Source organism: Streptomyces sp. NPDC048420, assembly GCF_040651535.1.
Classification (GTDB): domain Bacteria; phylum Actinomycetota; class Actinomycetes; order Streptomycetales; family Streptomycetaceae; genus Streptomyces.
Genome location: NZ_JBEZKG010000007.1, coordinates 1 through 19979, shown reverse-complemented (window position 1 = coordinate 19979; position 19979 = coordinate 1). Strand labels below are relative to the sequence as shown.

Sequence of the window (19979 nt, the reverse complement as noted above, 5' to 3'; positions counted from 1 at the left end):
CGCTCGGCCGGCCCTGGAGAACGGGCGGAGCCTACGCGGCGCGGGGCTGGATCCGGGCAGGCCGGTACTCCCGCAGATACTCCGCGAGGGATTCCTGCCACGGGCGCTGGTGCGCGGCCGCCCTGCCCGGGAGCGTCCCGGTCAGCGCCGTGCGGGCCGGCCGGCTCGCCGCCACATGGGTCTGCTCCCGCTGCGGGGTCACGGGCACGTCCAGGTCCGCGAGCCGTACGGCCGTCGCCGCCACCTCGTACCAGGAGGCCGTGCCGCGGTTGACGGCGTGATGGACGCCGCTCACGGCGCCGTCCTCCAGCATGGCGAACGTCATGCGGGCCAGGTCGACGGTGTAGGTGGGGGACATCACCACCGAGTCGACCACCTGCAGCGGCTCACCCGCGTCGGCCTTGCGCAGGATGCGGTCCACGAAGCACGGGCGGATGCGGGCCACGGGCGGCGGGGGCCCGAACAGGCCCGCGGTGCGCAGCACGAGGTGACGCGACGCTCCCAGACAGGTCTCCAGCTCCCCGGCCCGCTTCGTGATCCCGTACGTCAGGGTGGGCCGGGTGGGGGCGTCGGGCGCGTAGCTGTCCGCGCTCGTGCCGTCGAAGACGAAGTCGGTGCTGATGTACACCGAGACCGCGCCCAGCCGCTCGCAGGCCCGGCTCACCCAGCGGGCGCCGAGCGCCTGGATCTCGTAGGCCATGCGCGGATGCGTCTCACAGAGGTCCGCCGGGAGCAGCGCGGCGGCGTTCACCACGGCGTCCGGTGCGGTGGCGCCGAGGTACTTCTCCACCGACAGCGGATCGGTCACATCGAGTTCTTGACGGGCCGGGAACAGGACGTCGATGCCCATGAGTTCGCCCGCCACCCGGCGGAGTGCCGTACCGAGCAGTCCTCCGGCGCCGATCACCACGACTCGCACAGGATCACCTCATCTGGTCGTCAGGCCGGGCCTCGGTCGCCCGGAGCGGTACCGAGCCAAACGCCCGGCACTCGCGCCGGGTTGGAAGCGCGTTAGAGCCAGGGATCCCTGGACTCCCTTGAGCAAAGCCCGAGTTGGGGTACGCCTTTGTGCTGATGTTGTCGCGCGCCGGGCGTCGTATCGTCGGTGGCCGACCGCCGGCCATGGTGGCTGGATCCGGCTTGCGCCCCTCCCGTTCCGGAGGCGAGCGCGCCGCGTCGACATCGTCTTCTCCGAGGAGCACCCATGAAAAAGACGTTCCTGTCCGTGGCCAGTGCGTTGGCCGTCGCCACGGGGGCGATGACAGCCGCGGTCCCGGCGAACGCGGCGACCCTGTGGACCGTCGGCCCCGGCCAGAGCATCCAGGCGGCCGTGGACGCGGCCCGGCCCGGCGACACGATCCAGCTGGCCGCCGGCACCTATCGGGAGAGCGTCGAGGTGGAGAAGAACGACATCACCATCAAGGGCGCCGGCTCGGGCGCCGACGGCACGGTCCTGGAGCCGCCTGCCACCTTTCCCGCCAACCACTGCGGTGACCACCAGGCCGGGATCTGCTTCCGCGGCACGGTGGACGGCACCGACGGCCCCACCTCGCACGCCACGAGCTTCATCAGCGGCGGCCGGGTGACAGGGGTGCGTATCGACGGCTTCGCGGTCGGTATCTCGCTCTCCGCGACCGACGGCACCGAGGCCGACGGCAACACCATCCTCAACAGCACGTCCTACGGAGTGACCGACACGGTCTCGAAGAACAGCACGATCAGCTCGAACGCCCTCAGCGACGTGGGCCGCGCCGCGATCTACATCGGCAACTACAACATCCCCGCGTCACACACCGTCGTAACCCGTAACGCGGTGGCCCGCTCCGCCTACGGCATCTCGTCCTACGACAGCTCCGGCGTCGACGTGAACCACAACACGGTGACCGGCAGCTGTTCGGGCTTCTTCTCGTTCTCCGACAGCCTGCGGGTTCCCGGCGGCGAACTCCTGGACGTCGCGGACAACGCCTTCTCCGCCAACAACGCCGACTGCCCCGGCCAGTACGGCTTCCCCGAGGCCGTCCAGGGAGCGGGCGTCATCCTCGTGGGAACGACCGGTGCCACTGTCGAGCACAACGCGATCTCGGACAACGTGGGCCCCGACCGGCTCTCCGGTGGTGTCGTGATCGTCAGCAGCCAGGTCTACGACCCCGCCGACCCCACCGTGCAGGGGGACCTGGCCATTACCGCGAACGCGCTGCACGGCAACGGGCCGGACGACATCGTCTGGGACGGCGCCGGCAGCGGGATCGCCTTCTCGCAGAACAGCTGCGGAACCTCGTCACCCACCGGACTGTGCTCCGCCTCCTGACACCTCGGTCCTGAACCCGGCCGCCCGGGCCGTACCGGGCGGCCGGATGCTGTCACGTTCCGCCGGTGGGTGCCCGCCCCGCGGCGGCCGCCGCCAGGATCGCCGCCGTCGCGTGTCCGGTACCGGACATCGCCGTGAGCGCCCGCTGCAGGGCCTGCGCCCGCGCCCGGTAGGACGGATCATGCAGGACGGTGGCCACCGCCCGGCGCAGCATCGGCACCGTGGGAGTGTCGGTCCGGAGCGAGATACCCGCTCCGGCCCACACCACCCGGGCGTTGGTCTCCATCCGGTCCTCACTGGTCCCGGACACGACCAGCGGCACCCCGTGCGACAGGGCGTGCTGGACACCGCCGTAGCCGCCGTTGGTGACCAGGACGTCGGCCAGCGGCAGCATCGCGCCGTACGGGACGAAGGGCGCGAGGAGCACATGGGCGGGCCGCCGCCCGGCGGGCAGGACGGTGTCGGGATCGTGTCCGCTCGTCGTGGCCACCACCAGGACGTCCTTGTCGGCCAGGGCCTCGATGGTGGGCAGCAGCAGCCGGGACAGCCCCGTCGCTATCGTCCCCTGGGTGACGAAGACCACCGGCCGGCCGGCCGCGCGGGCGCGCAGGACCTCCGGCCACCATGCAGGCCGGGGGGCCGTGACATCCTCCTCCGGCTGTGTCGGACCGATGAACTGCACCGACGCGGGCAGATCGCTGCGGGGGTACTCGAACTCCGGCACTCCCGTCTGGAGATAGCGGTCGCAGGTCCGTACGACCCAGTCGACGCTGTATCCACCCAGGGCAGGCAGCCCCATGTCCGCCCGGATGCGCCCCAGCACCCGTTGGCGCTCCCGGTAGACGATTCCGTACAACAACCAGTTCATGAACCGGTTCCGCAACCGCCCGGGCATGGACGACGACGGCCGCCAGCCGAGTCCGAACGGCGCGGTGTCCCTGCTGGACAGGTTCAGCGGACCCGCGGAGAACGCCACCCGGGGGACACCCCGTTGTTCCGCCACCAGAAGCCCGGCGCGGAAACTGTGGTCCGAGACGACCACGTCGGGCCGAAAGGCGTCGAAGGTGAGGGCCAGTTCTCTCGCGTACGCCGGAATGGGTTTCAGGAACAATTCCAGCACCAGCCTGTTGAGACCCGAGAATCCGCGCCCCTTCCCTCCGTTCCGGGCGAGCGTGTTCCCGAATTCCGTCCCGGCCAGGGCCGGGACCAGACGGGCCCCGGTGCCGTTGACGGCCTCCTCGAATTCCGGTCCGGTGTACCAGGCCACTTCGTGCCCTCTGTCCACCAGTTCCTTGACCAGGGGGAGGGTCGGTCGTACGTGGGCGGCCATCGCGGCGGTCGTGAACAGTACACGTGTCATGGTTGTCCGGCCCTTCACACGGTCCAGCACGGGAAAGGGCCCGGCCTGCCTGAGCAGACCGGGCCCTGGCGAAGCGGTGCTACTGCGTGGCGAGTTCTGCCCGCACCGGCTTGATGATTTCGTCCGTCAGCCATTGCGCGACCCCCTGCGGGTAACCGCGGGGCAGGCTCAGCACGATGTGGTCGAGACCGGCGTGGACGAGTTCGAGAACGGTCCGGCGGGACGCCGCGATGTCGTCGTAGGAGACCACGACCTGGACCGAGCGGCTGATCTCGGACGGATCCCGGCCGATGGCCGCACAGTGCTCGTCCAGCACCCGGGCGCGCTCGGCGATGTAGTCGACCTGGTTGTGGGGCGGGCCGGGGATGTTCCAGATGTCGGCGTGCTCGGCCACCAGCCGCAGCGTCCGGTTGCCCCAGCCGCCGATGAGCAGGGGCGGCCCCGACTGCTGGACCGGCTTGGGCTCGTTGCGGTTGGCCTTGAGCGTGTAGTAGCGGCCCTCGAAGTCGAACTCCTTCTCGGTCCACATGCGCTTCAGTATGGTGACGGTCTCTTCCAGGCGCGCGATGCCCTCGCCGGGTGGTACCAGGGTGAGACCGTATGCCTCGTACTCGGCGACCGCGGGGTTGTCCCCGGCGATACCGCCGGCCCCCGCGGGCTGGTGTGTGCCGCCCACGCCGATACCCATGACCAGACGGCCCCGGGACACCACGTCGACCGTGGTGGCGATCTTGCCCAGCACGGCCGGCTGGCGGATGCGGTTGCTGGTGACCAGAAGCCCCAGCCGAAGGCGGCGCGTCTGGGCGGCGAGCGCGGCCAGGAGCGTCCAGCCCTCGTAGATCTTCCCGTCCTTCGGACCCGCCAGCGGCAGCATGTGGTCCCACAGCCAGGCGTGTTCGATCTCGGGAATCCCGTCGGCCTCCAGCCACACCCGGAGGATGTCGTCGTAATCGACGTGCATGGGGGTGGTCTTGAGGCCGAAAGTTACTCGTTTGGGCTCACTCATGTGAACGTGCGTCTTTCCTGTGAGGGAAGCGATGAGGGGTTGCCGCGGCCGGGCCGATCACTTCCGGCCAGGGTGAATCCATTGGTCCGCGCGCTGCTGGACCCAAGCGGGAATGCCCCGCTCGTGGGCGATACCTTTTCTGAGGACAGCGAGATTGTGGTAGATGGAGATGTCCGACGGATGGTTCCCCGCGGGCTCGTCGTCCGGGGCGAGTTCGCAGCGGTGCAGGTCGTCGATGAGGTCCTTGAGCATGCCGGTCGTGGTCGCCGCGGAGCCCGGGGGCAGTTCACCGCCGAACTCGGGCCAGTACGCGGTGTGCAGATCCTCGATGACGTAGAAGCCGCCGGGCCGCACATAGGGGAACAGGGTCTCGTAGCTGGTCCGCACATGCTCGTTCACATGACTGCCGTCGTCGACGACGATGTCGAACGGGCCGGCCGTCTCCCCGAGTTCACGCAGGAACGCCGGGTCGTTCTGGTCGCCGCGCACGGTCCGGATGCGGGGGCCGGTGACCCCGGGCTTGGCGAAGATGTCCAGCCCGTGGACCAGGCCGCGCGGGAAGAACCGCTGCCACATGTACAGCGATTCACCGCCCAGCGACTCCGAGTCGTAGCCGCCGATGCCGATCTCCAGGATGCGCACCGGGTCGTGGCGCAGCGGACCGAAGTGGTGCTCGTAGTGAGGCGTGTAGAAGTGCAGCGCGCCCCACTTGTCCGACCCGTAGCGTGCCGCCAGTTCGTCGAGGCTCACCGGCGGGTTGGAAGCCGCCGAGATCACCGCCTGCACGGCCCGGAACAGGATGGTCATCCGCGCCATGCCCAGTGCCGCCCGCTGCTCCTGGGAGAGCGCGGCGCGCTGGATGACCTTGTCCGGCCACAACGGACTGAACTCGTTGTCCTGACCGGTCCACGGCCAGGTGACCACATGCACGTCGCGGCTGTCCGACCGCACGCCTTCCCGTGTCGGGTACAACAGGCGGACCAGGTCGGTCAGTTCGTAGCGGACGTCGGCCAGAACGGCGTCGGAGCCGCCCGGCTCCAGGGACATCCGGCCCTCCTTGAAGGAGACCAGATGACGGAAGAGCTCGCCGCGGAACTCCATCGTCAGGTTGAGAGCCACGTCGCTGACGTCGTCGGGCGCCGAGGCCCGGATGCGTATCTCGTCGGCCAGCAGGTCCGCGACCCGGTCCGGCCCTGCCTCCACGATCGTCTGTTGCAGCTGGTCGTACCGGCCGCCGGCCGCCACGACCAGCTGGTCCACCGTGCCCCATGGCGTGATGTCCACCACCGTGAATCCCTCGCTTCCCCTGCCGGGTGAGAACGGATGTGACGTGCTGTGGATGAGGGGTGCCGCGCACCCTGCGGGCACGGGGACCGGTCGGCCGGTCTCCTGAGACAGACTGGCAGCCTCACCTCGAATGACGCTTGAGTCGTGCTGGGCGGGCTCAGCCGAGCGCGGCCCGGGCCGGCACGGGATGCGGCCACCGCTCGGTGTGCCGCCGGTACCAGGCGACGGTGTCCGCCAGGCCGCGGTCGAAGGCCACAGCCGGGGCGTAGCCGAGGTCCCGCCGGATCTTGGCGTCGTCCAGTGCGTACCGCTGGTCGTGCCCCTTGCGGTCTGTCACCCGCCGGATCAGCGACGCGTCCGCGCCGCACAGCCGGGCGAGCTGCTCGGCCAGCTCCAGATTGGTGCGGGCGTTTCCGCTGCCGATGTTGTAGATCTCGCCGGCCCGCCCGCCTTCCAGGACCAGCTGGATCGCCCGGCAGTGGTCGTCGACGTGCAGCCACTCCCGTTCGTTGGAGCCGTCGCCGTACAACGGCACGGGCAGGCCCGCGAGCAGCCGGGTGGTGAACAGCGGCACCAGCTTCTCCACGTCCTGGTACGGGCCGTAGTTGTTGGAGCAGCGGGTCACCCGCACGTCGAGTCCGTGCGTGCGCCAGTAGGAGCGGGCCGCCAGGTCGGACCCCGCCTTGGACGCCGCGTACGGCGAGTTGGGCTCCAGCGGCCGGTCCTCCGTCCAGGAGCCCTGCGCGATGGAGCCGTACACCTCGTCGGTGGAGACATGCACCACGCGCCCCACCTCGCAGGCCAGCGCCGCCTCCAGCACGGTCTGGGTGCCCAGGACGTTGCTGCGGAAGAAGGCCGCGGCGGCGTCTCCCAGGGACCGGTCCACGTGCGTCTCCGCCGCGAAGTGCACGACCGCGTCGTACCCGGGCAACAAGGAGCGCAGCAGCGGCAGATCGCACACATCGCCCTCGACGAACCGCAGCCTGGGATGCGCGACGGGCAGGTTGGCACGGTCGCCCGCGTAGGTGAGCGCGTCCACCACCGTGACCCGCGCCGACTCGTATCCGCGATAGCCGCCGGCCAGCATGGTCCGGACGTAGTGCGAGCCGATGAAACCGGCGCCGCCGGTCACGAGCACCTTCATGCCGCCACCACCACGGTGGAGTGGTCGCCCACGATCAGCCGCTGCTGGGAGCCTGACGCACAGCTGACGGTGGCGCCCCTGCCGATGACCGAGGCGTGCACCCCGCTCACCCCCGTGACCCGGGCGCCGTCCAGGGCGATCGAGTAACCGAGCCCGGCGTCCTGGATGACACAGCCCCGGCCGATGGACGTGTGCGGCCCGATCCGGCTGTCGCAGACCGTGCTGCGTGCTCCGATGATCGCGGGGCCCATGATGTACGACCGGCACACGCGGGCACCGGCCTCCACCACCACCTGGCCCAGCAACCGGCTGTCCTCGTCGACCTCACCGGTGATCTCGCGAGTGAGTTCGTCGAGCATGTCCCGGTTGCACTCCAGCACGTCCTCCAGACGTCCGGTGTCGCTCCAGCGCCCCGAGTACTCGGTGGCACGCACGAGATGTCCGTGCTCGATCAGCCACTGGATCGCATGGGTGATCTCCAGCTCCCCGCGCCCGCTGGGCCTGATGGCGGCCACCGCTTCGTGGACGGCGGCGGTGAAGAAGTACACACCGACCACCGCGAGGTCGGAGCGGGGTGACACGGGTTTCTCCTCCAGGCGGGTCACGGTGCCGCCCGGGTCGGTCTCGGCGACGCCGAACTGCCGCGGATCGTCGACCTTGCGCAGAACGAGCTGGCAGGCCGGCCGGCGCAGGCGGAACTCCTCGGCGATCTCGGCCACCCCCTGGCTCAGGATGTTGTCGCCGAGGAACATGACGAAGTCGTCGTCCCCCAGGAAGTCCCGCGCGAGGGACACACAGTGGGCCAGACCGAGCGGCTGCTCCTGGGGGATGTAGGTGATCCGCGCCCCGGACCGTTGGGCACCGCCCAGCGCGTCCGCGATCTCCCGGCCTCGCCGGCCGACCACGATGCCGATCTCCGTCACCCCCAGCTCGGCCACGCGAGCCAGGACGTGTTCGAGGACCGGACGGTTGGCGATGGGCATGAGCTGTTTGGGCATGGAGTGGCTGAACGGCCGCAGGCGGGTGCCCGAACCGCCCGACAGGATCAGGGCCTTCATGCGTTTCTCCTCACTGCACTGCTGGGACCCACGGCGTGGACGCGCAGAGGATGCGGGCCGTCGGTCGTGAATCCCTCGAGAACCGTCGCTCGGTCGGCCCTGGACCGCGACGCGAGGCAGGACGGGGACGTTGGCCCGCCACCGACGACAACCAGGAGTCAGGCATGGCAGATCTGTTCGACGAAGTGAAACTCGGTGCGCTCACCCTGCCGAACCGCATCGTGATGGCCCCGCTGACCCGCAACAGGGCCGATCGCCAGGGCGTGCCGTCTCCTTTGACGGCGACCTACTACGCGCAGCGGGCCTCGGCCGGGCTCATCATCAGCGAGGGCATCCAACCGAGCGCTGCCGGGCAGGGTTTCTTCGCCACTCCCGGACTGCACACCCGGGAGCAGATCGCCGGGTGGCGCCACGTCACCGACGAGGTGCACACGGCGGGCGGCCGGATCTACGCCCAGCTCATGCACGCGGGCCGGATCAGCCATCCCGCCCTGCTGCGGGGCCGGCCGGGCTCGGGCGCCGACGGCATCCCGCTGGCGCCGTCGGCGATACGGCCCACCGGCGCGGCCAAAACGTACGAGGGGCCTCGGGAGTTCGTCACGCCCCGCGCGATGACGAGCGCGGATCTGGCCCAGACCGTACGGGACTTCGCCGACGCGGCCCGCAACGCGATGACCGCCGGGTTCGACGGGGTGGAACTGCACGGCGGCAGCGGCATGTTGCTGCATCAGTTCCTGGCCCCCAGTGCCAATGCGCGCACCGACGCCCACGGCGGTTCCATCGCGGGCCGGATCCGCTTCGTCGCCGAGGTGACCGAGGCGGTGGCCGAGGCCGTCGGCGCCGACCGTGTCGGGCTGCGGGTCTCACCGCACAACACGTTCAACGACATCGCCGAGCCCGACGCCGAGGAGCTGTACCCGGCCCTCGTCGACGCCGTGGCCGCGGTGGGCATCGGCTACCTGCACGTGTACGAGACCCTCGACCGGACCGGCACCCGGCGGCTGCGCGACCGCTGGCCCACCACGTTCATCCTCAACCCGCATGCCGCGGACCGCCGGACGCCGGCGTCCTCGGAGGAGGCGCGTGTCGTCCTGCGGCAGGACGCCGGCGACCTGATCTCCTTCGGCAGGCTGTTCATCTCCAACCCCGACCTGCCTCGGCGGGTGCGCGACGGCCTCCCGCTGACCGAACCCGACCCCACCACGTTCTACGGCGGCGACGCGCACGGCTACGTCGACTACCCCGCCCACCGGGGACAGCCGACGTAGCGCCGCGCAGGCTCCGTGCGCGGGTCACAGGGTGAAGCTGTCCTCCTTGAGGATGTCCTGATGGATCTGCTGGAGGTCTTCCGACGGCTCGATGCCGAGCTGGTCGCTGAGCAGGCGCCGTGCGTGCCGGAAGGCCTCCAGCGCCTCGGCACGCCGGCCCGACCGTTGCAGGGCGATCATGAGCTGGGCATGCAGCCACTCGTGATAGGGGTTCGCCATGATCAGCGATTTCAGCTCCGCCACCAGCTCCCGGTGGCGGCCCAGACGCATGTCCGCCGCCAGGCTCAACTCCCGTGCCAGGTTGTGCTTCTCTTCCAGCCGGGCGGCGTAACGGCGCAGCACGGGCCCTTGGCAGACATCGGCCAGCACGGGGCCCGTCCACATCGATCTGGCGCGGGCCAGCAGGCAGGCGGCCTCCTCGGCCCGGCCGCCGTCCAGCAGCGCACGTCCGCGGTCCACGCACCGCTCGAACTCCGTGGAGTCGAGCTGGCCCGGATCGACCGACAGCCCGTACCCCGGGGGCACGGTCCGCACGGCCCGGTCGTCGTGCGCCGTGCTGCCGGAGGGGCGCAGCAGGCGGCGGATCTGGTAGATGTACGTCTGCGTCGTCGTGACCGCGCTGGGCGGGGGGACATCCCCCCACAGTTCCTCGATGATCGAGTCGCGTCTGACGACCCGGTCGGAGCACAGCAGCAACAGGGCCAGCACCTGGCGGACCTTGGCCGCGCGGGGGGTGCGGGGTTCGTCGTCGACGGTGACGGAGAACGGGCCGAGCACTCGGTACTGCGTCATGGTGCGACGCCCCTTTCGGAGAGCGGGTCTCAGGCGCCGGCGGGCCGGGCCGACCGCCGCCAGTACGCGCCGAACCTGTCGACCCGCTCGATCTCGTCCGTGATGCCGTGGGCCGCGCGGTAGTCGTGCACCGCGGAGGCACAGGTGGGCAGCCCGAAGTCGTCGACGATGACGAAGCCGCCGGGGGACAGCTTCGGGTACAGGTGGGTCAGGGCGTCCATGGTGGAGTCGTACAGGTCCCCGTCCAGCCGCAGCACCGCCAACCGCTCGATCGGCGCCGTGGGCAGGGTGTCCTTGAACCAGCCGGGCAGGAACCGGACTTGGTCGTCCAGCAGGCCGTAGCCGCGGAAGTTCTCCCGCACCTCCTTCAGCGAGACACCCAGCACCTCGTTGTATTTGTGCAACTGCATCTGGAAGTCCCGGCCGCCGCTGTTCTCGTCGGCGACGGGCATGCCCTCGAAGGAGTCGGCCGCCCACACGAGACGGTCCGTGACGCCGTACGCCTTGAGAACGGCGCGCAGCAGGATGCACGCCCCGCCGCGCCAGACACCCGTCTCGGCGAAGTCGCCGGGAACTCCGTCGGCCAGTACCCGCTCCGCGCACGCCTGGAGGTTGTCCAGGCGCTTGCCTCCGATCATGGTGTGGGCGTTGACCGGCCAGTCCTCGCCGCTCTCCCGTCGCTCGGCCACGAAGACTCCGCGGGGCGGGGCGGACTCGCCGGGCAGGGTCGGGGTGGCCTCGTTCGGCGGGTCGTTGTAAAGGACACCCGACAGGGCCTTCTTCATCAGGTCCAGGTACAACGTCCGCACAGCCGCCTCGGTGCTCATGGAGATCCTCCCGTTGCCGATGTGAATTCGGAAACGCTAGGAAAGTCCGCTCGCACTGGCCTACAAGAGCACTCAGGCGCCGGTCGAGACGGTGTCGAGGGGAGGTTGGGATGCTGCCCGGCCGACAGAGGGACCCGGACGCGCCGGGTGCCGTGGGACGGAGGTGCTTCCCGTGCGGGAGTTGGAGATAGAAGGCGCGTGGCTGTACACGCCGCGCATTCATCATGACGTACGCGGCAGTGTGCTGGAGTGGTTCAGCGGCCGCGAGTTCGCGCGGGACGTGGGGCACCCCCTCCCGGTGGCCCAGGCCAATTGCCCGGTGACGCGCCGCGGCGGCGTGCGCGGGATCCACTATGCGGACGTGCCTCCGGGACAGGCGAAGTACCTCACGTGTGTGAGCGGGGCGCTTCTCGACGTGATCGTGGACGTCCGGGTCGGCTCGCCGACGTACGCGCGATGGGTGGCGGTGCGCCTGGACGACCGCGACCGTCAGGCCGTGTACCTGGCGGAGGGGCTGGGCCACGCGCTCATGGCGCTGACCGAACAGGCCACAGCCGTCTACCTGTGCTCGACGCCCTACACCCCCGAGCGGGAACACGGCATTCATCCGCTCGACCCCGACATCGGCATCGACTGGCCCGACGACGTGACTCCCCTGCTGTCCGAGAAGGACGCCGCTGCGCCGTCACTGGCCGAGGCGCACCGGCTCGGTCTGCTGCCGTCCTACGCGGACTGCCGGGCGTACGCCGACCACCTCCGTGGCGTCCAGCGGACCGAGGATCCCGCCGTCCCCTGACATCCGGCGGTGCGGCGGACCGGGTCGAATCCCGCTCCAGTCCTTCTCGAATGGCGCTTGAGCGGCGGTCGAGCGGGCGGCGGGCCGGTGGTCGGGTGGTACGAGGCGTGTCAGGATCGGCGTGGAGGCGGACGGAGGACGGGTCCGTATCGCCCCGGTCATCGCATAATCCGGGGGAGTTCATGCGAAGCGGCGTCCATGTTCAGGTGGCATCCGTCTACCGCCCGACCGGTCTGCGCCCGACCGGTGAGCAGTTCGAGTTCTGGCACCTGTGGGACGCTCCCGGAACCGAGCGGGTGCATACGGCGTTCCGCGATCAACTCGGGGAGATGCTACGGCAGTCCGAGCGGGCCGCCCGCCGACGTACGGCCGCCGGTGACATCCCGGCGGGGCTGCGCGCACAGGTCAACGCGGGCCTGTCCCGGCTCCATCTGGGCGACGGCCTCGGTGCCTCGGCTGAACTCGCGGGGGCGCTGTCCACGGCGCGCGAGCAGGCCGCTCGCTGGGAGGAGGGCTACGCCTGCTACGCCCTGGGCACCCTGCACCGGACGGCAGGGGAGTGCGGGGCGGCCACCGCGCAGCTGGCCGCCGCCGAGAGCCTCTTCCGCAGCTGCGGGGACGTCAGGGCCTGCGGTCATGTCCGCCTGGCTCTCGCGGTGGTGGCGTCCGAGGTCAGGGGGTCCGACTCCCGTCAGCACCTGCTGGCCGCCGTGGACGCCTTCCGGGTCTCGGGCGAGAGGGGCGGCACGCTCATCGCCCTGTGGATGCTGTCCGCCCTCGATACCGGCCGGACCACCGCCGCGGTCGGCCGGGCCCGAGCCGGCGGCGGACATCTGCCGGGGTCGTGGCCGACCGGGTCCCTTCCGCCCGCCGGACGGCACGAGCGGGAGCCGGACCGGCCGGCGGCGAGCCTGCAGGCCCTGACCCGGCGCGAACGAGAGGTGGCATGGCTGGTCGCCTCGGGCATGACCAACCGGCAGATCGCCGAGCGCATGAACATCGGGGAGCGCACTGTCGACACCCATGTCCAGCACATCCTGGCCAAGTCGAACTGCGCCACTCGAGTCCAGGTCGCCGTGCTGGTGGCGGCCGGCTACGGCTAGCCGGTCCGCGAGCGCCCCTCCAGGCCTGCTCCAGCCGTGCGGCGGATCCTGCCGGCCGGACCACGAGAAGACGTGGATCGGCATGGAGGTGACGTCGTGGCGCGCGATGAACTCTGGCACGACCGGCTGTGGCGGTTTCTGAACTCGCCCGTCGGCCGGGGGATGGCCGCTCTCGGAGTGCTGTTGGGCCCGCTTGACATCCGCGTGCTGGGCTGTGCCCGTGGCCATGTCCCGGAAGCGGACGGGACGCCGTACCCGTACCATCCCGAACGGGTGCGCTCGGACATCCCGCTCAGCCGTCTGGAGCGGGAACTCGCCCGGCAGTTGCGTCCCGACCGGAGCCGGCGCGGTCGGCGGGCGCCGGAGGACCGGGGGCGGGGTGGGACCTAGCGTGCGGCGACGGGTCAAGGGATCCAGCCGGCCTCCGTGGCGCGCAGTATCGCGTCCACGCGATTGCGGGCACCCAGCTTCACCACTATGGCCGTCAGGTAGTTGCGCACGGTGCCGGTCGACAGGTTCAGCGCGGCGGCGATCTCGGTCGGGGCCGCGCCCGACGCCGCGTGTCGCAGCACCTCCAGCTCCCGCGGTGTGAGAGGCGTGTCGTATGCGTGCCAGGCGGCGAGCGCGAGTTCGGAGTCGATGACCCGCTGGCCCGCCGCCACGCGTCTGATGGCGGAGGCGAGTTCGGCCGGTGGCGCGTCCTTGAGCAGGTAGCCGCCGACGTTGGTGGCCAGGGCACGCCGTAACGTACCGGGCCGGTCCAGACTGGTCAGGATGAGGGTGCGGCAGGACGGCAGTTGTTCGTGCAGGTGGGCCGCGGCCGAGAGTCCGTCGAGGTCCGGCAGATCGATGTCGATGACGGCCACGTCGGGTTTGTGCCGCAGGGCCACCGGAACGATCTCCGAACCACTCGACACGTCCGCGACGACCGTCATGTCGTGCTCCAGTTCGATCAGGGCGATCAGGGCGCCGCGGACCATCTGCACGTCCTCGGCCAGGAGAATACGGAGTTGCATGGAGCTGATCCCTCTCAACAGGGTTCCGTACACGAAGGCGTTCGGGACGGACGCTGTGGGTGGACCGCCACGGGTGGGACGGTCCTTCAGGCAACGGTGGAGTCCTGGGAGGCCGGGGCCCGCGAGCCCTCGGTGTACTGGCCGGCACGCGCCGGCACTTCGACCACCAGTTCGAACTCGTTGTCTCCGGTGAGGCGCGTGGTCAATGTGCCGTGCAGGGCGGAGAGCCGGTCCGTGAGGCTGGCCAGACCGGTGCCGCCGACGGGGTGCGGGCTCGGGAGGAGGGTGGTCGCTCCGTTGTTGCGGATGCAGAGCCGGACGTGGCCTGTCACGGAGCCGATTGCCGCCGTGGTGATCCGGCACCGGGTCGCCTTGCTGTGCCGCAGTACGTTGGTGGCCGCTTCCCGCACCACGATCGCCAGGGCCGTGTCGGCCTCCGGGGACAGTGGGCCGTGCTGGAAGTCGATCTCGGTGCGGATCTGCGCCGCGGCCAGCGCGGTCTGCACCTGCCGGGCCTCCGTGGCGAGGGACAGTTGACGGTAGCCATGGGCCATGCCGCGGACATCGGCGAGTGTCTGCCGGCAGATGTCGAGGATCTCCGTGAGCTCGGCATGGGCCTCGTCGGGCCGCGTGCCGACGAGACGGTTGGCCAGTTCGGCCTTGAGCGTGATGGCGGAGAGCTTGAAGCCCAGGAGGTCGTGCATGTCGCTGGCGAAGCGTAACCGCTCCCGCACCACGGCCAGCCGAGCCAAGTCCTCTCGTGCGGTGATCAGTTCGGTCACCAGCTTGGAGAGGTGCGAGAGCCCGTAGACGATCAGGCCGATCACCGCGGTCGAGGTGCTCAGGTACACGATGTCGAGCACATCGGACCCGAGTGCGAGGCCCGGTACCACGATGCTGACGACGACGGTGGCGAACAGGACCCACGACAGGACACCCGGGACCAGCAGCAGGACGGAGCCGGCCAGGAATCCCGCCATGCCGCCCCATTCCTGCTTGACGACCAACAGCGGGAGATAGGTGACGAGCGCCTGCAGGACGAGCGAAGCCGCGCGGCGGGCCGGGGGCCAGTGTGTCGCCGAGGGCGAGGAGTGCTGGATCTGCAGCGTGACCGCCGCCGCCAGGGCGGCCGCGCACCAGGGCACCGCGTGGGGCGAGGGGCGCTCACTGAGCACATCGAGAAAGATCACGGCGGAGAAACAGGCCAGCACGACGAGCAGAATGCTGCGAGCCAGCCTGGGAGCCGGAATGTCATGATGGCTTGAGAAAGATGGAATTCCGCTGCCGACAGACCCAGAAAGCCGCATTTCCGCTGGGTGATGCGACACGTCCGCTCTCCCTCCCCCGTCCCGTTACAAAGTACCACCATCGTTGTGGCTGCAATCAGTTGTTCCGGCGGCGGTACAACAGCCCTTGCTGCACGGGGTGTTGTACCGCCACGGCACATGGATCGCGGACGCGGGGGCCGGTTGAGGTAAGAATTTGGTTGATCCCGTCCAAGCGGTGAGAATTCTCCCGCGGCGGAGGGAACTTTCCGTTTATGGAGGGCCGACGAACGGTTCGTGAAAGGACCAGGTCCGTCGCTATCCGTCCCGGCCCCGCACGGACGGTTCGCCGGTGGCGATCATGCCGCTGGCGGCGAGAAAAGCCAGGACCGCCGCCGTGGACGGAGGCGCTTCGTCAGCGCCCGTGATGTCCGCTACCTGTGCCGGCATCCGGAGCGACTCGACGATCCGCAGCGCGTCGGGCAGGTGCAGGACCACCTGGTGCATGGTCAGCGGAGAGTGCAGGACGTGCGCGACCCCCTGGCGGCGCAGCGCGACGGAGCGGGCCAGCACCACGGTCCCCTGCTCGGGCAGCAGCCGGGGCCGGAACAGGGCACGCGGTGACAGCGGAACCACGGAGAGCAGGGCACGGCCCGTCGGCGTGGCCAGCGAACGGACGAGCAGCCCTTCGACCGTGCGGAACAACCGCTGGATCTCCTGGCGTTGGGCACAGGTGAGGCCCGCCAGCACGTTCTCCAGCCGGATCGGCCCCAGGCACAGCCGGTACAGGGCCATTCCGATGGAACCGGTCGGATCCGTCAGCCGCAGGGCGACTTCGGTGCTGCGCAGTTCGACCGGCTGTCCCGAGGGCGGCGCCGTGAAGGAGACGTCTTCACTCAGGGACCACAGTTCGAGCCAGTCGCGGGAAGGGCCGAGGCTCAGGTTCACGGTTGCCATTCAGGAGACGAAGGGACCGGCGGGGTGGTCAGACGAACACAGGGATCGGGTTGAGGTCCTCGTAGGCGGTCGGACGGTCCTGGATGCCCAGCCGGACCGGCACGTCGAAGAGCCGGCCGGGCGCGAAGCGGGCCCAGAAGTGGCGCAGCCCCGGAGCCAGCACCCGGACCACCGGGAGACCGACGTCCGGTCGGGTCTGGTCGAGAACCAGTAGATCGTGGCCTGTTGAGCTCATCAGAGCTACGGCGGCGTCGGCGTCGTGCGCCAGGTCGTGCCGCAGGACGTGCCGGAAGTCGGACGGGGACCGCGGCGTCTGTCCGGGGTCCGGACGGAGATAGGGCTGGTTCGCCGTGGTCGCGCGGGACCACCAGGCCACGGCGGCCGGATCGTCCACCGCGTACCCCGTCCCGTCCGGCCGGGCTCCGAGGACCGCGGGGAGCAGCTGCCCCATCTCGCAGAGCGCCCTGCCCAGAGCCACCCGTGGGTCGAAGTGCGCTCCGAAACCGAACACGATGTCCTCACAGGCGCTGTCGGTACGCCGGGACAGGGCGGCCACACACGGAACACCGAGGTCTGACGTCAGGTCGAGGGCCCACACCTCCCGTCGCATGGCCGCGAGCCCGGTGCGCATCCGGGCGATCCACGGGTCGTCGAAGGCATCCAGGTCGACGGCGGACCGGCGGAGCCGGTTGTACCACCACACGGCGACGGCATCGCGTTCCACCAGTTCGAGAAAGCCCTGCAGCAGAGCGTCCTCCAGGGAACTGCCCGCGGCGCAGCCGTTGGAGTCGGCCCGGAGGCCGTCGGCACCACCCTGCCCGGTGCCGTCGGAGTAGTAGAGCAGCGAGGTCGGCAGCAGTCGGTGACGGCGGTCGACCAGGGACCACACCGGAGTCCAGGCCGTCTCGGCCTTCTCGTCGAAGGGCGCAGGCACATGGTGGAAGTGCGAGTGCCGCGCGTTCCAGGGGGCGCGGTCGCGGAACTGCCGGGACGCGAAGAGCTGGCAGTCGTTCGGATGGATCGCCTGTTCACCCAGGCCTGCGAAACTGTCGAGAACGACCGCCTCGTCGCCCTGCCGGGTGCCGCAGTGGCGTTCCACGGCCTCGCCAAGCGCGCTCATTCTCGCTTGGGCGTCGGTGCTGCCCTTGCCGCCACTGAGCGTACGCAGGTTCGCGGTGAGAGCGCCCAGACCGACGTTGGGCAGGGCCAGGTTCTGCCCGGCGAGATAGCAGTGCAGAAACTCCGGTGCCCGGGTGTCGCGCCGCAGTTCGGCGACGATTCCGGTGACCGGGCCGACGAGATCGGCGTAGGCCGCCAGCATCTGTTCCGCGGTGGCCGACCGGTGCCCGGTGCCCGCCGTGACGACCTTCGGCCGTGACTCGACCCGCACCGGACTCCGGTTCGCCGCGGCGATCCGGCCGGGGTCCCCGCAGTCAGGACACTGGGGCCGCCGCCGGACCGGGTGGTGCTGGGCTCGGAGGGTGAGCGTGTCCAGGACGTACACGGCCCGCTGCCCCGGCCCGCGGTGTCCCGCCAGCCACTTGTGTGCTTCGAGAAGAGCGAGCTGGATTCCCGTCTCCCGGCTCGCCGGCAGGGAGGCGCGCGGTACCGGGACGGGACCGACGAGCCCCAGCGCATCACGCAGCGGAAGCTCACCGCGCCGGTGGCCCTGGTACCGGTGGGCCAGGCAGGAGTGGCAGGGACCGTCGTCGACGCCGAAGAAGGGTCCGATCCACAGGTCCGGGCCGCTGACGCCGGCCAGCAGCCAGGGTCGGCCGGCCGAGCGCTCCCGGGCCTGGATCTCCGTCAGCCGCGGGTCCAGGTAGTCGTCGCAGAAGACCAACCCGAGGGCAGCCTCCGAGTCCGGGTCGGCAACCCTGAGGCCGGCCGCACGGCAGCGCAGCCGGATGTCCTCGGGATCCGCGCTGCCGCACACCGTCACCGCCACCGCCGGCGAGCCCTCCGCGGCGGTGCCGGGAACCTCCGCGAGATCCCAGTAGGCCCGCTCCGCCGGGCTCGGCCGCGGGGCGCCGGGCAGGGCTGCGCTGAGGAGCCCTGCCCGATCAAGCTGCGCCAGTCCGCGCCGGGCGCGCGCCGCGTCGAGCGTGGGCCGGGCCGCCAGGACGATGTCCGTGACAGTCCGGGTGCCGTCCAGCAGCGGGGCCAGCGTCTCGGCCCCGCCGCCGCGGACCGCGAGCACATCACGTGTGGACGTCAGGAACACGGCCTGGCCCGGCAGCGTGTCGACCCGCAGGTGGTGTTTGAAGCCGACGAGGGGTTCGGTGACGACCGGTTCCCCAGCGCTCACACCGCGTCCGGGTAGGCGTCACTGAGACAGATCGTGAACAGGGCGGTCGTCTCGGCGGACGGCCGCTGCAGGCTCATGACGGACAACTCCTCGGCACCGGCTGGGGCGTCCGCGTCGTCGGTGCCGGACCGGTCGTCGGCGAACAGGGGGCATACGGGGTACAGGACGTCCACGATTCCTCCGGAAGGGGGGCAGAGAGCTCGAAGACCGCGAGGGGGATGTGCCGCGACTGATTGTCCTACCGAGTGGCGGGGACACGACAGTGCATCGTTCACCCGGACACCATGCGCTTTTCACGGGTGGCGTCATGAGAAGTCCACTGTGCGCGGCGACGGCCTGGTGCAAGCCTCCTGGGAATGCGGGCTGTTGCACGGCCTCGGCCGAACGGAGAGGAAGTTCCCGCGGATGGACATCGGACTGCTCGGACCTCTGCAAGCCCAGACCAACGGACACACCTTCGTGCCCACGGCGGCCAAGCCACGTCAGATCCTCGCCCTGCTGGCCTTCGGAGCGGGCCGCATGGTGACCGTCTCCACCCTGATGACAGAACTCTGGAACGACGAGCCACCGCCGAGTGCCGCGACCACGGTACAGACGTACGTGCTGCAGATCCGCAAGGGCTTGGACGCCGCCCTCGGTGAACCGGGCGCAGCCAAGAACGTGCTGGTCACCCGTCACGGCGGGTACTCACTGGACGTGCCCTTGGACCAGGTGGACGTGCACAACTTCGAGCGGCTCGCGGGAGCGGGCCGCGCCGCCGCTGAACAGGGCGACTCCGAAACCGCCTCCCGGGCCCTGGCCACTGCCCTCGGGATGTGGCGCGGCGTGCCGCTCAGCGACGTGCGCGCCGGGCCGGTCCTGCGCCGCGAGGTGGTCAGACTCAACGAGATGCGGCTCTCCCTCCTCGATGCCCGGATCGAGACCGACCTGGCGCGGGGCAGGCACGGCGACCTGCTCGGCGAGCTGACGGTCCTGACCGCGGCCTACCCGCTCAACGAGAACCTGTGGGCGCACTTCCTCACCGCACTGCACCGCACCGGGCATCGCTGGCGCGCGCTGGAGGCGTACCGGCACCTGCGGGACATCATGGTGGAGGAACTGGGACTGGAACCCTCCTCCCGGCTGCGCCGGCTGCATCAGGCGATCCTTTCCGGCGATGGCCCGGAGCAGTGCACGGGTGCCGTCGACGGGCTACCGTCCACGGCGGTGCGGCGCGGCAAGCCGATCGCCGCCCGCTGAACGGGAGGTGGCGGGCGTGAGCGCGAGGCGGACACGAGCGTGCCACGACCGCGTGGGCACACAGTGCGGACGATCTGCTCTGTTCCCGAGTGCCGCCTCCTCCCGGAAGGGTCGCCCATGGCCAGCCGCTACTTCACCTCGGAGTCCGTGACCGAGGGCCACCCCGACAAGATCGCTGACCAGATCAGTGACACCATCCTCGATGCGCTCCTCAAGGAGGACCCGACCTCCCGGGTCGCCGTCGA

At 70.4% G+C, this 19979-nt stretch carries 20 protein-coding genes; 7 read left to right on the top strand and 13 right to left on the bottom strand.

Annotation, left to right across the window (positions count from 1 at the left end; all coding sequences use genetic code 11):
- Positions 1-31 precede the first annotated feature (31 nt).
- The gene (locus AB0D34_RS13705; RefSeq protein ID WP_362661064.1) at positions 32-919 is read right to left on the bottom strand and encodes an NAD(P)-dependent oxidoreductase; all 888 of its coding nucleotides are present in this window, start codon (positions 917-919) and stop codon (positions 32-34) included.
- 285 nt (positions 920-1204) lie between these two features.
- Here AB0D34_RS13705 and AB0D34_RS13700 point away from each other — a divergent pair, with 285 nt between their 5' ends.
- Positions 1205-2308 carry a right-handed parallel beta-helix repeat-containing protein gene (locus AB0D34_RS13700; RefSeq protein ID WP_362661062.1) on the top strand — a complete coding sequence of 368 codons (1104 nt, stop codon included), beginning with the start codon at positions 1205-1207 and terminating at the stop codon, positions 2306-2308.
- 52 nt (positions 2309-2360) lie between these two features.
- On the opposite strand, the gene AB0D34_RS13695 is transcribed toward AB0D34_RS13700, so the two are convergent.
- The 5 genes from AB0D34_RS13695 to AB0D34_RS13675 form a co-directional block, all read right to left on the bottom strand.
- Positions 2361-3668, bottom strand: coding sequence for a nucleotide disphospho-sugar-binding domain-containing protein (locus AB0D34_RS13695; protein WP_362661060.1), 1308 nt, complete (start codon positions 3666-3668; stop codon positions 2361-2363).
- A gap of 79 nt (positions 3669-3747) precedes the next feature.
- Positions 3748-4674 carry an LLM class flavin-dependent oxidoreductase gene (locus tag AB0D34_RS13690; RefSeq protein ID WP_362661058.1) on the bottom strand — a complete coding sequence of 309 codons (927 nt, stop codon included), beginning with the start codon at positions 4672-4674 and terminating at the stop codon, positions 3748-3750.
- 57 nt (positions 4675-4731) lie between these two features.
- Positions 4732-5958, bottom strand: coding sequence for a class I SAM-dependent methyltransferase (locus AB0D34_RS13685; RefSeq protein ID WP_362661056.1), 1227 nt, complete (start codon positions 5956-5958; stop codon positions 4732-4734).
- 160 nt (positions 5959-6118) lie between these two features.
- On the bottom strand, positions 6119-7105 hold the full coding sequence (gene rfbB / locus AB0D34_RS13680) for a dTDP-glucose 4,6-dehydratase (protein ID WP_362661055.1): 987 nt from the start codon (positions 7103-7105) through the stop codon (positions 6119-6121).
- Positions 7102-8163 carry a glucose-1-phosphate thymidylyltransferase gene (locus AB0D34_RS13675; protein ID WP_362661053.1) on the bottom strand — a complete coding sequence of 354 codons (1062 nt, stop codon included), beginning with the start codon at positions 8161-8163 and terminating at the stop codon, positions 7102-7104. Before AB0D34_RS13675 ends, rfbB begins: the two co-directional genes overlap by 4 nt.
- A gap of 164 nt (positions 8164-8327) precedes the next feature.
- Here AB0D34_RS13675 and AB0D34_RS13670 point away from each other — a divergent pair, with 164 nt between their 5' ends.
- Entirely contained in the window at positions 8328-9431 is a 1104-nt protein-coding gene (locus AB0D34_RS13670; protein WP_362661051.1) for an alkene reductase, read from the top strand.
- A 24-nt stretch (positions 9432-9455) separates the two neighbouring features.
- Here AB0D34_RS13670 and AB0D34_RS13665 read toward each other — a convergent pair whose 3' ends face one another.
- Entirely contained in the window at positions 9456-10223 is a 768-nt protein-coding gene (locus AB0D34_RS13665; RefSeq protein ID WP_362661049.1) for an AfsR/SARP family transcriptional regulator, read from the bottom strand.
- A 29-nt stretch (positions 10224-10252) separates the two neighbouring features.
- Positions 10253-11050 carry a TylF/MycF family methyltransferase gene (locus AB0D34_RS13660; protein WP_362661047.1) on the bottom strand — a complete coding sequence of 266 codons (798 nt, stop codon included), beginning with the start codon at positions 11048-11050 and terminating at the stop codon, positions 10253-10255.
- A 172-nt stretch (positions 11051-11222) separates the two neighbouring features.
- On the opposite strand from AB0D34_RS13660, the gene rfbC reads away from it, so the two are divergent.
- The 3 genes from rfbC (at position 11223) to AB0D34_RS13645 (ending at position 13339) form a co-directional block, all read left to right on the top strand.
- The gene (rfbC, locus tag AB0D34_RS13655) at positions 11223-11846 is read left to right on the top strand and encodes a dTDP-4-dehydrorhamnose 3,5-epimerase (protein WP_362661046.1); all 624 of its coding nucleotides are present in this window, start codon (positions 11223-11225) and stop codon (positions 11844-11846) included.
- A gap of 206 nt (positions 11847-12052) precedes the next feature.
- A complete protein-coding gene (locus AB0D34_RS13650; RefSeq protein WP_362661044.1) occupies positions 12053-12949 on the top strand; it encodes a LuxR C-terminal-related transcriptional regulator in 897 nt (298 codons plus the stop codon).
- A 96-nt stretch (positions 12950-13045) separates the two neighbouring features.
- Complete coding sequence (locus AB0D34_RS13645) at positions 13046-13339, top strand: DUF6059 family protein (RefSeq protein ID WP_362661042.1); 294 nt, start codon at positions 13046-13048, stop codon at positions 13337-13339.
- A 14-nt stretch (positions 13340-13353) separates the two neighbouring features.
- On the opposite strand, the gene AB0D34_RS13640 is transcribed toward AB0D34_RS13645, so the two are convergent.
- The 5 genes from AB0D34_RS13640 to AB0D34_RS13620 all read right to left on the bottom strand — a co-directional run bounded on the left by AB0D34_RS13640 (position 13354) and on the right by AB0D34_RS13620 (position 18668).
- Positions 13354-13965: a response regulator transcription factor gene (locus AB0D34_RS13640; protein WP_362661040.1), complete on the bottom strand. Its 612-nt coding sequence runs from the start codon at positions 13963-13965 to the stop codon at positions 13354-13356.
- 86 nt (positions 13966-14051) lie between these two features.
- Complete coding sequence (locus AB0D34_RS13635; RefSeq protein WP_362661038.1) at positions 14052-15176, bottom strand: histidine kinase; 1125 nt, start codon at positions 15174-15176, stop codon at positions 14052-14054.
- 372 nt (positions 15177-15548) lie between these two features.
- Complete coding sequence (locus AB0D34_RS13630; protein WP_362661036.1) at positions 15549-16187, bottom strand: hypothetical protein; 639 nt, start codon at positions 16185-16187, stop codon at positions 15549-15551.
- Positions 16188-16215: 28 nt separating this feature from the next.
- Positions 16216-18495, bottom strand: coding sequence for a TOMM precursor leader peptide-binding protein (locus tag AB0D34_RS13625; RefSeq protein WP_362661034.1), 2280 nt, complete (start codon positions 18493-18495; stop codon positions 16216-16218).
- Complete coding sequence (locus tag AB0D34_RS13620) at positions 18492-18668, bottom strand: hypothetical protein (RefSeq protein ID WP_362661032.1); 177 nt, start codon at positions 18666-18668, stop codon at positions 18492-18494. Before AB0D34_RS13620 ends, AB0D34_RS13625 begins: the two co-directional genes overlap by 4 nt.
- Positions 18669-18900: 232 nt before the next feature.
- On the opposite strand from AB0D34_RS13620, the gene AB0D34_RS13615 reads away from it, so the two are divergent.
- Positions 18901-19734 (top strand): AfsR/SARP family transcriptional regulator, encoded by an 834-nt coding sequence (locus AB0D34_RS13615; RefSeq protein WP_362661030.1) that lies wholly within the window; start codon positions 18901-18903, stop codon positions 19732-19734.
- Positions 19735-19851: 117 nt separating this feature from the next.
- Positions 19852-19979, top strand: a 128-nt coding sequence (locus AB0D34_RS13610) for an S-adenosylmethionine synthetase N-terminal domain-containing protein (protein WP_362661628.1), incomplete at its 3' end; no start/stop codon positions are given.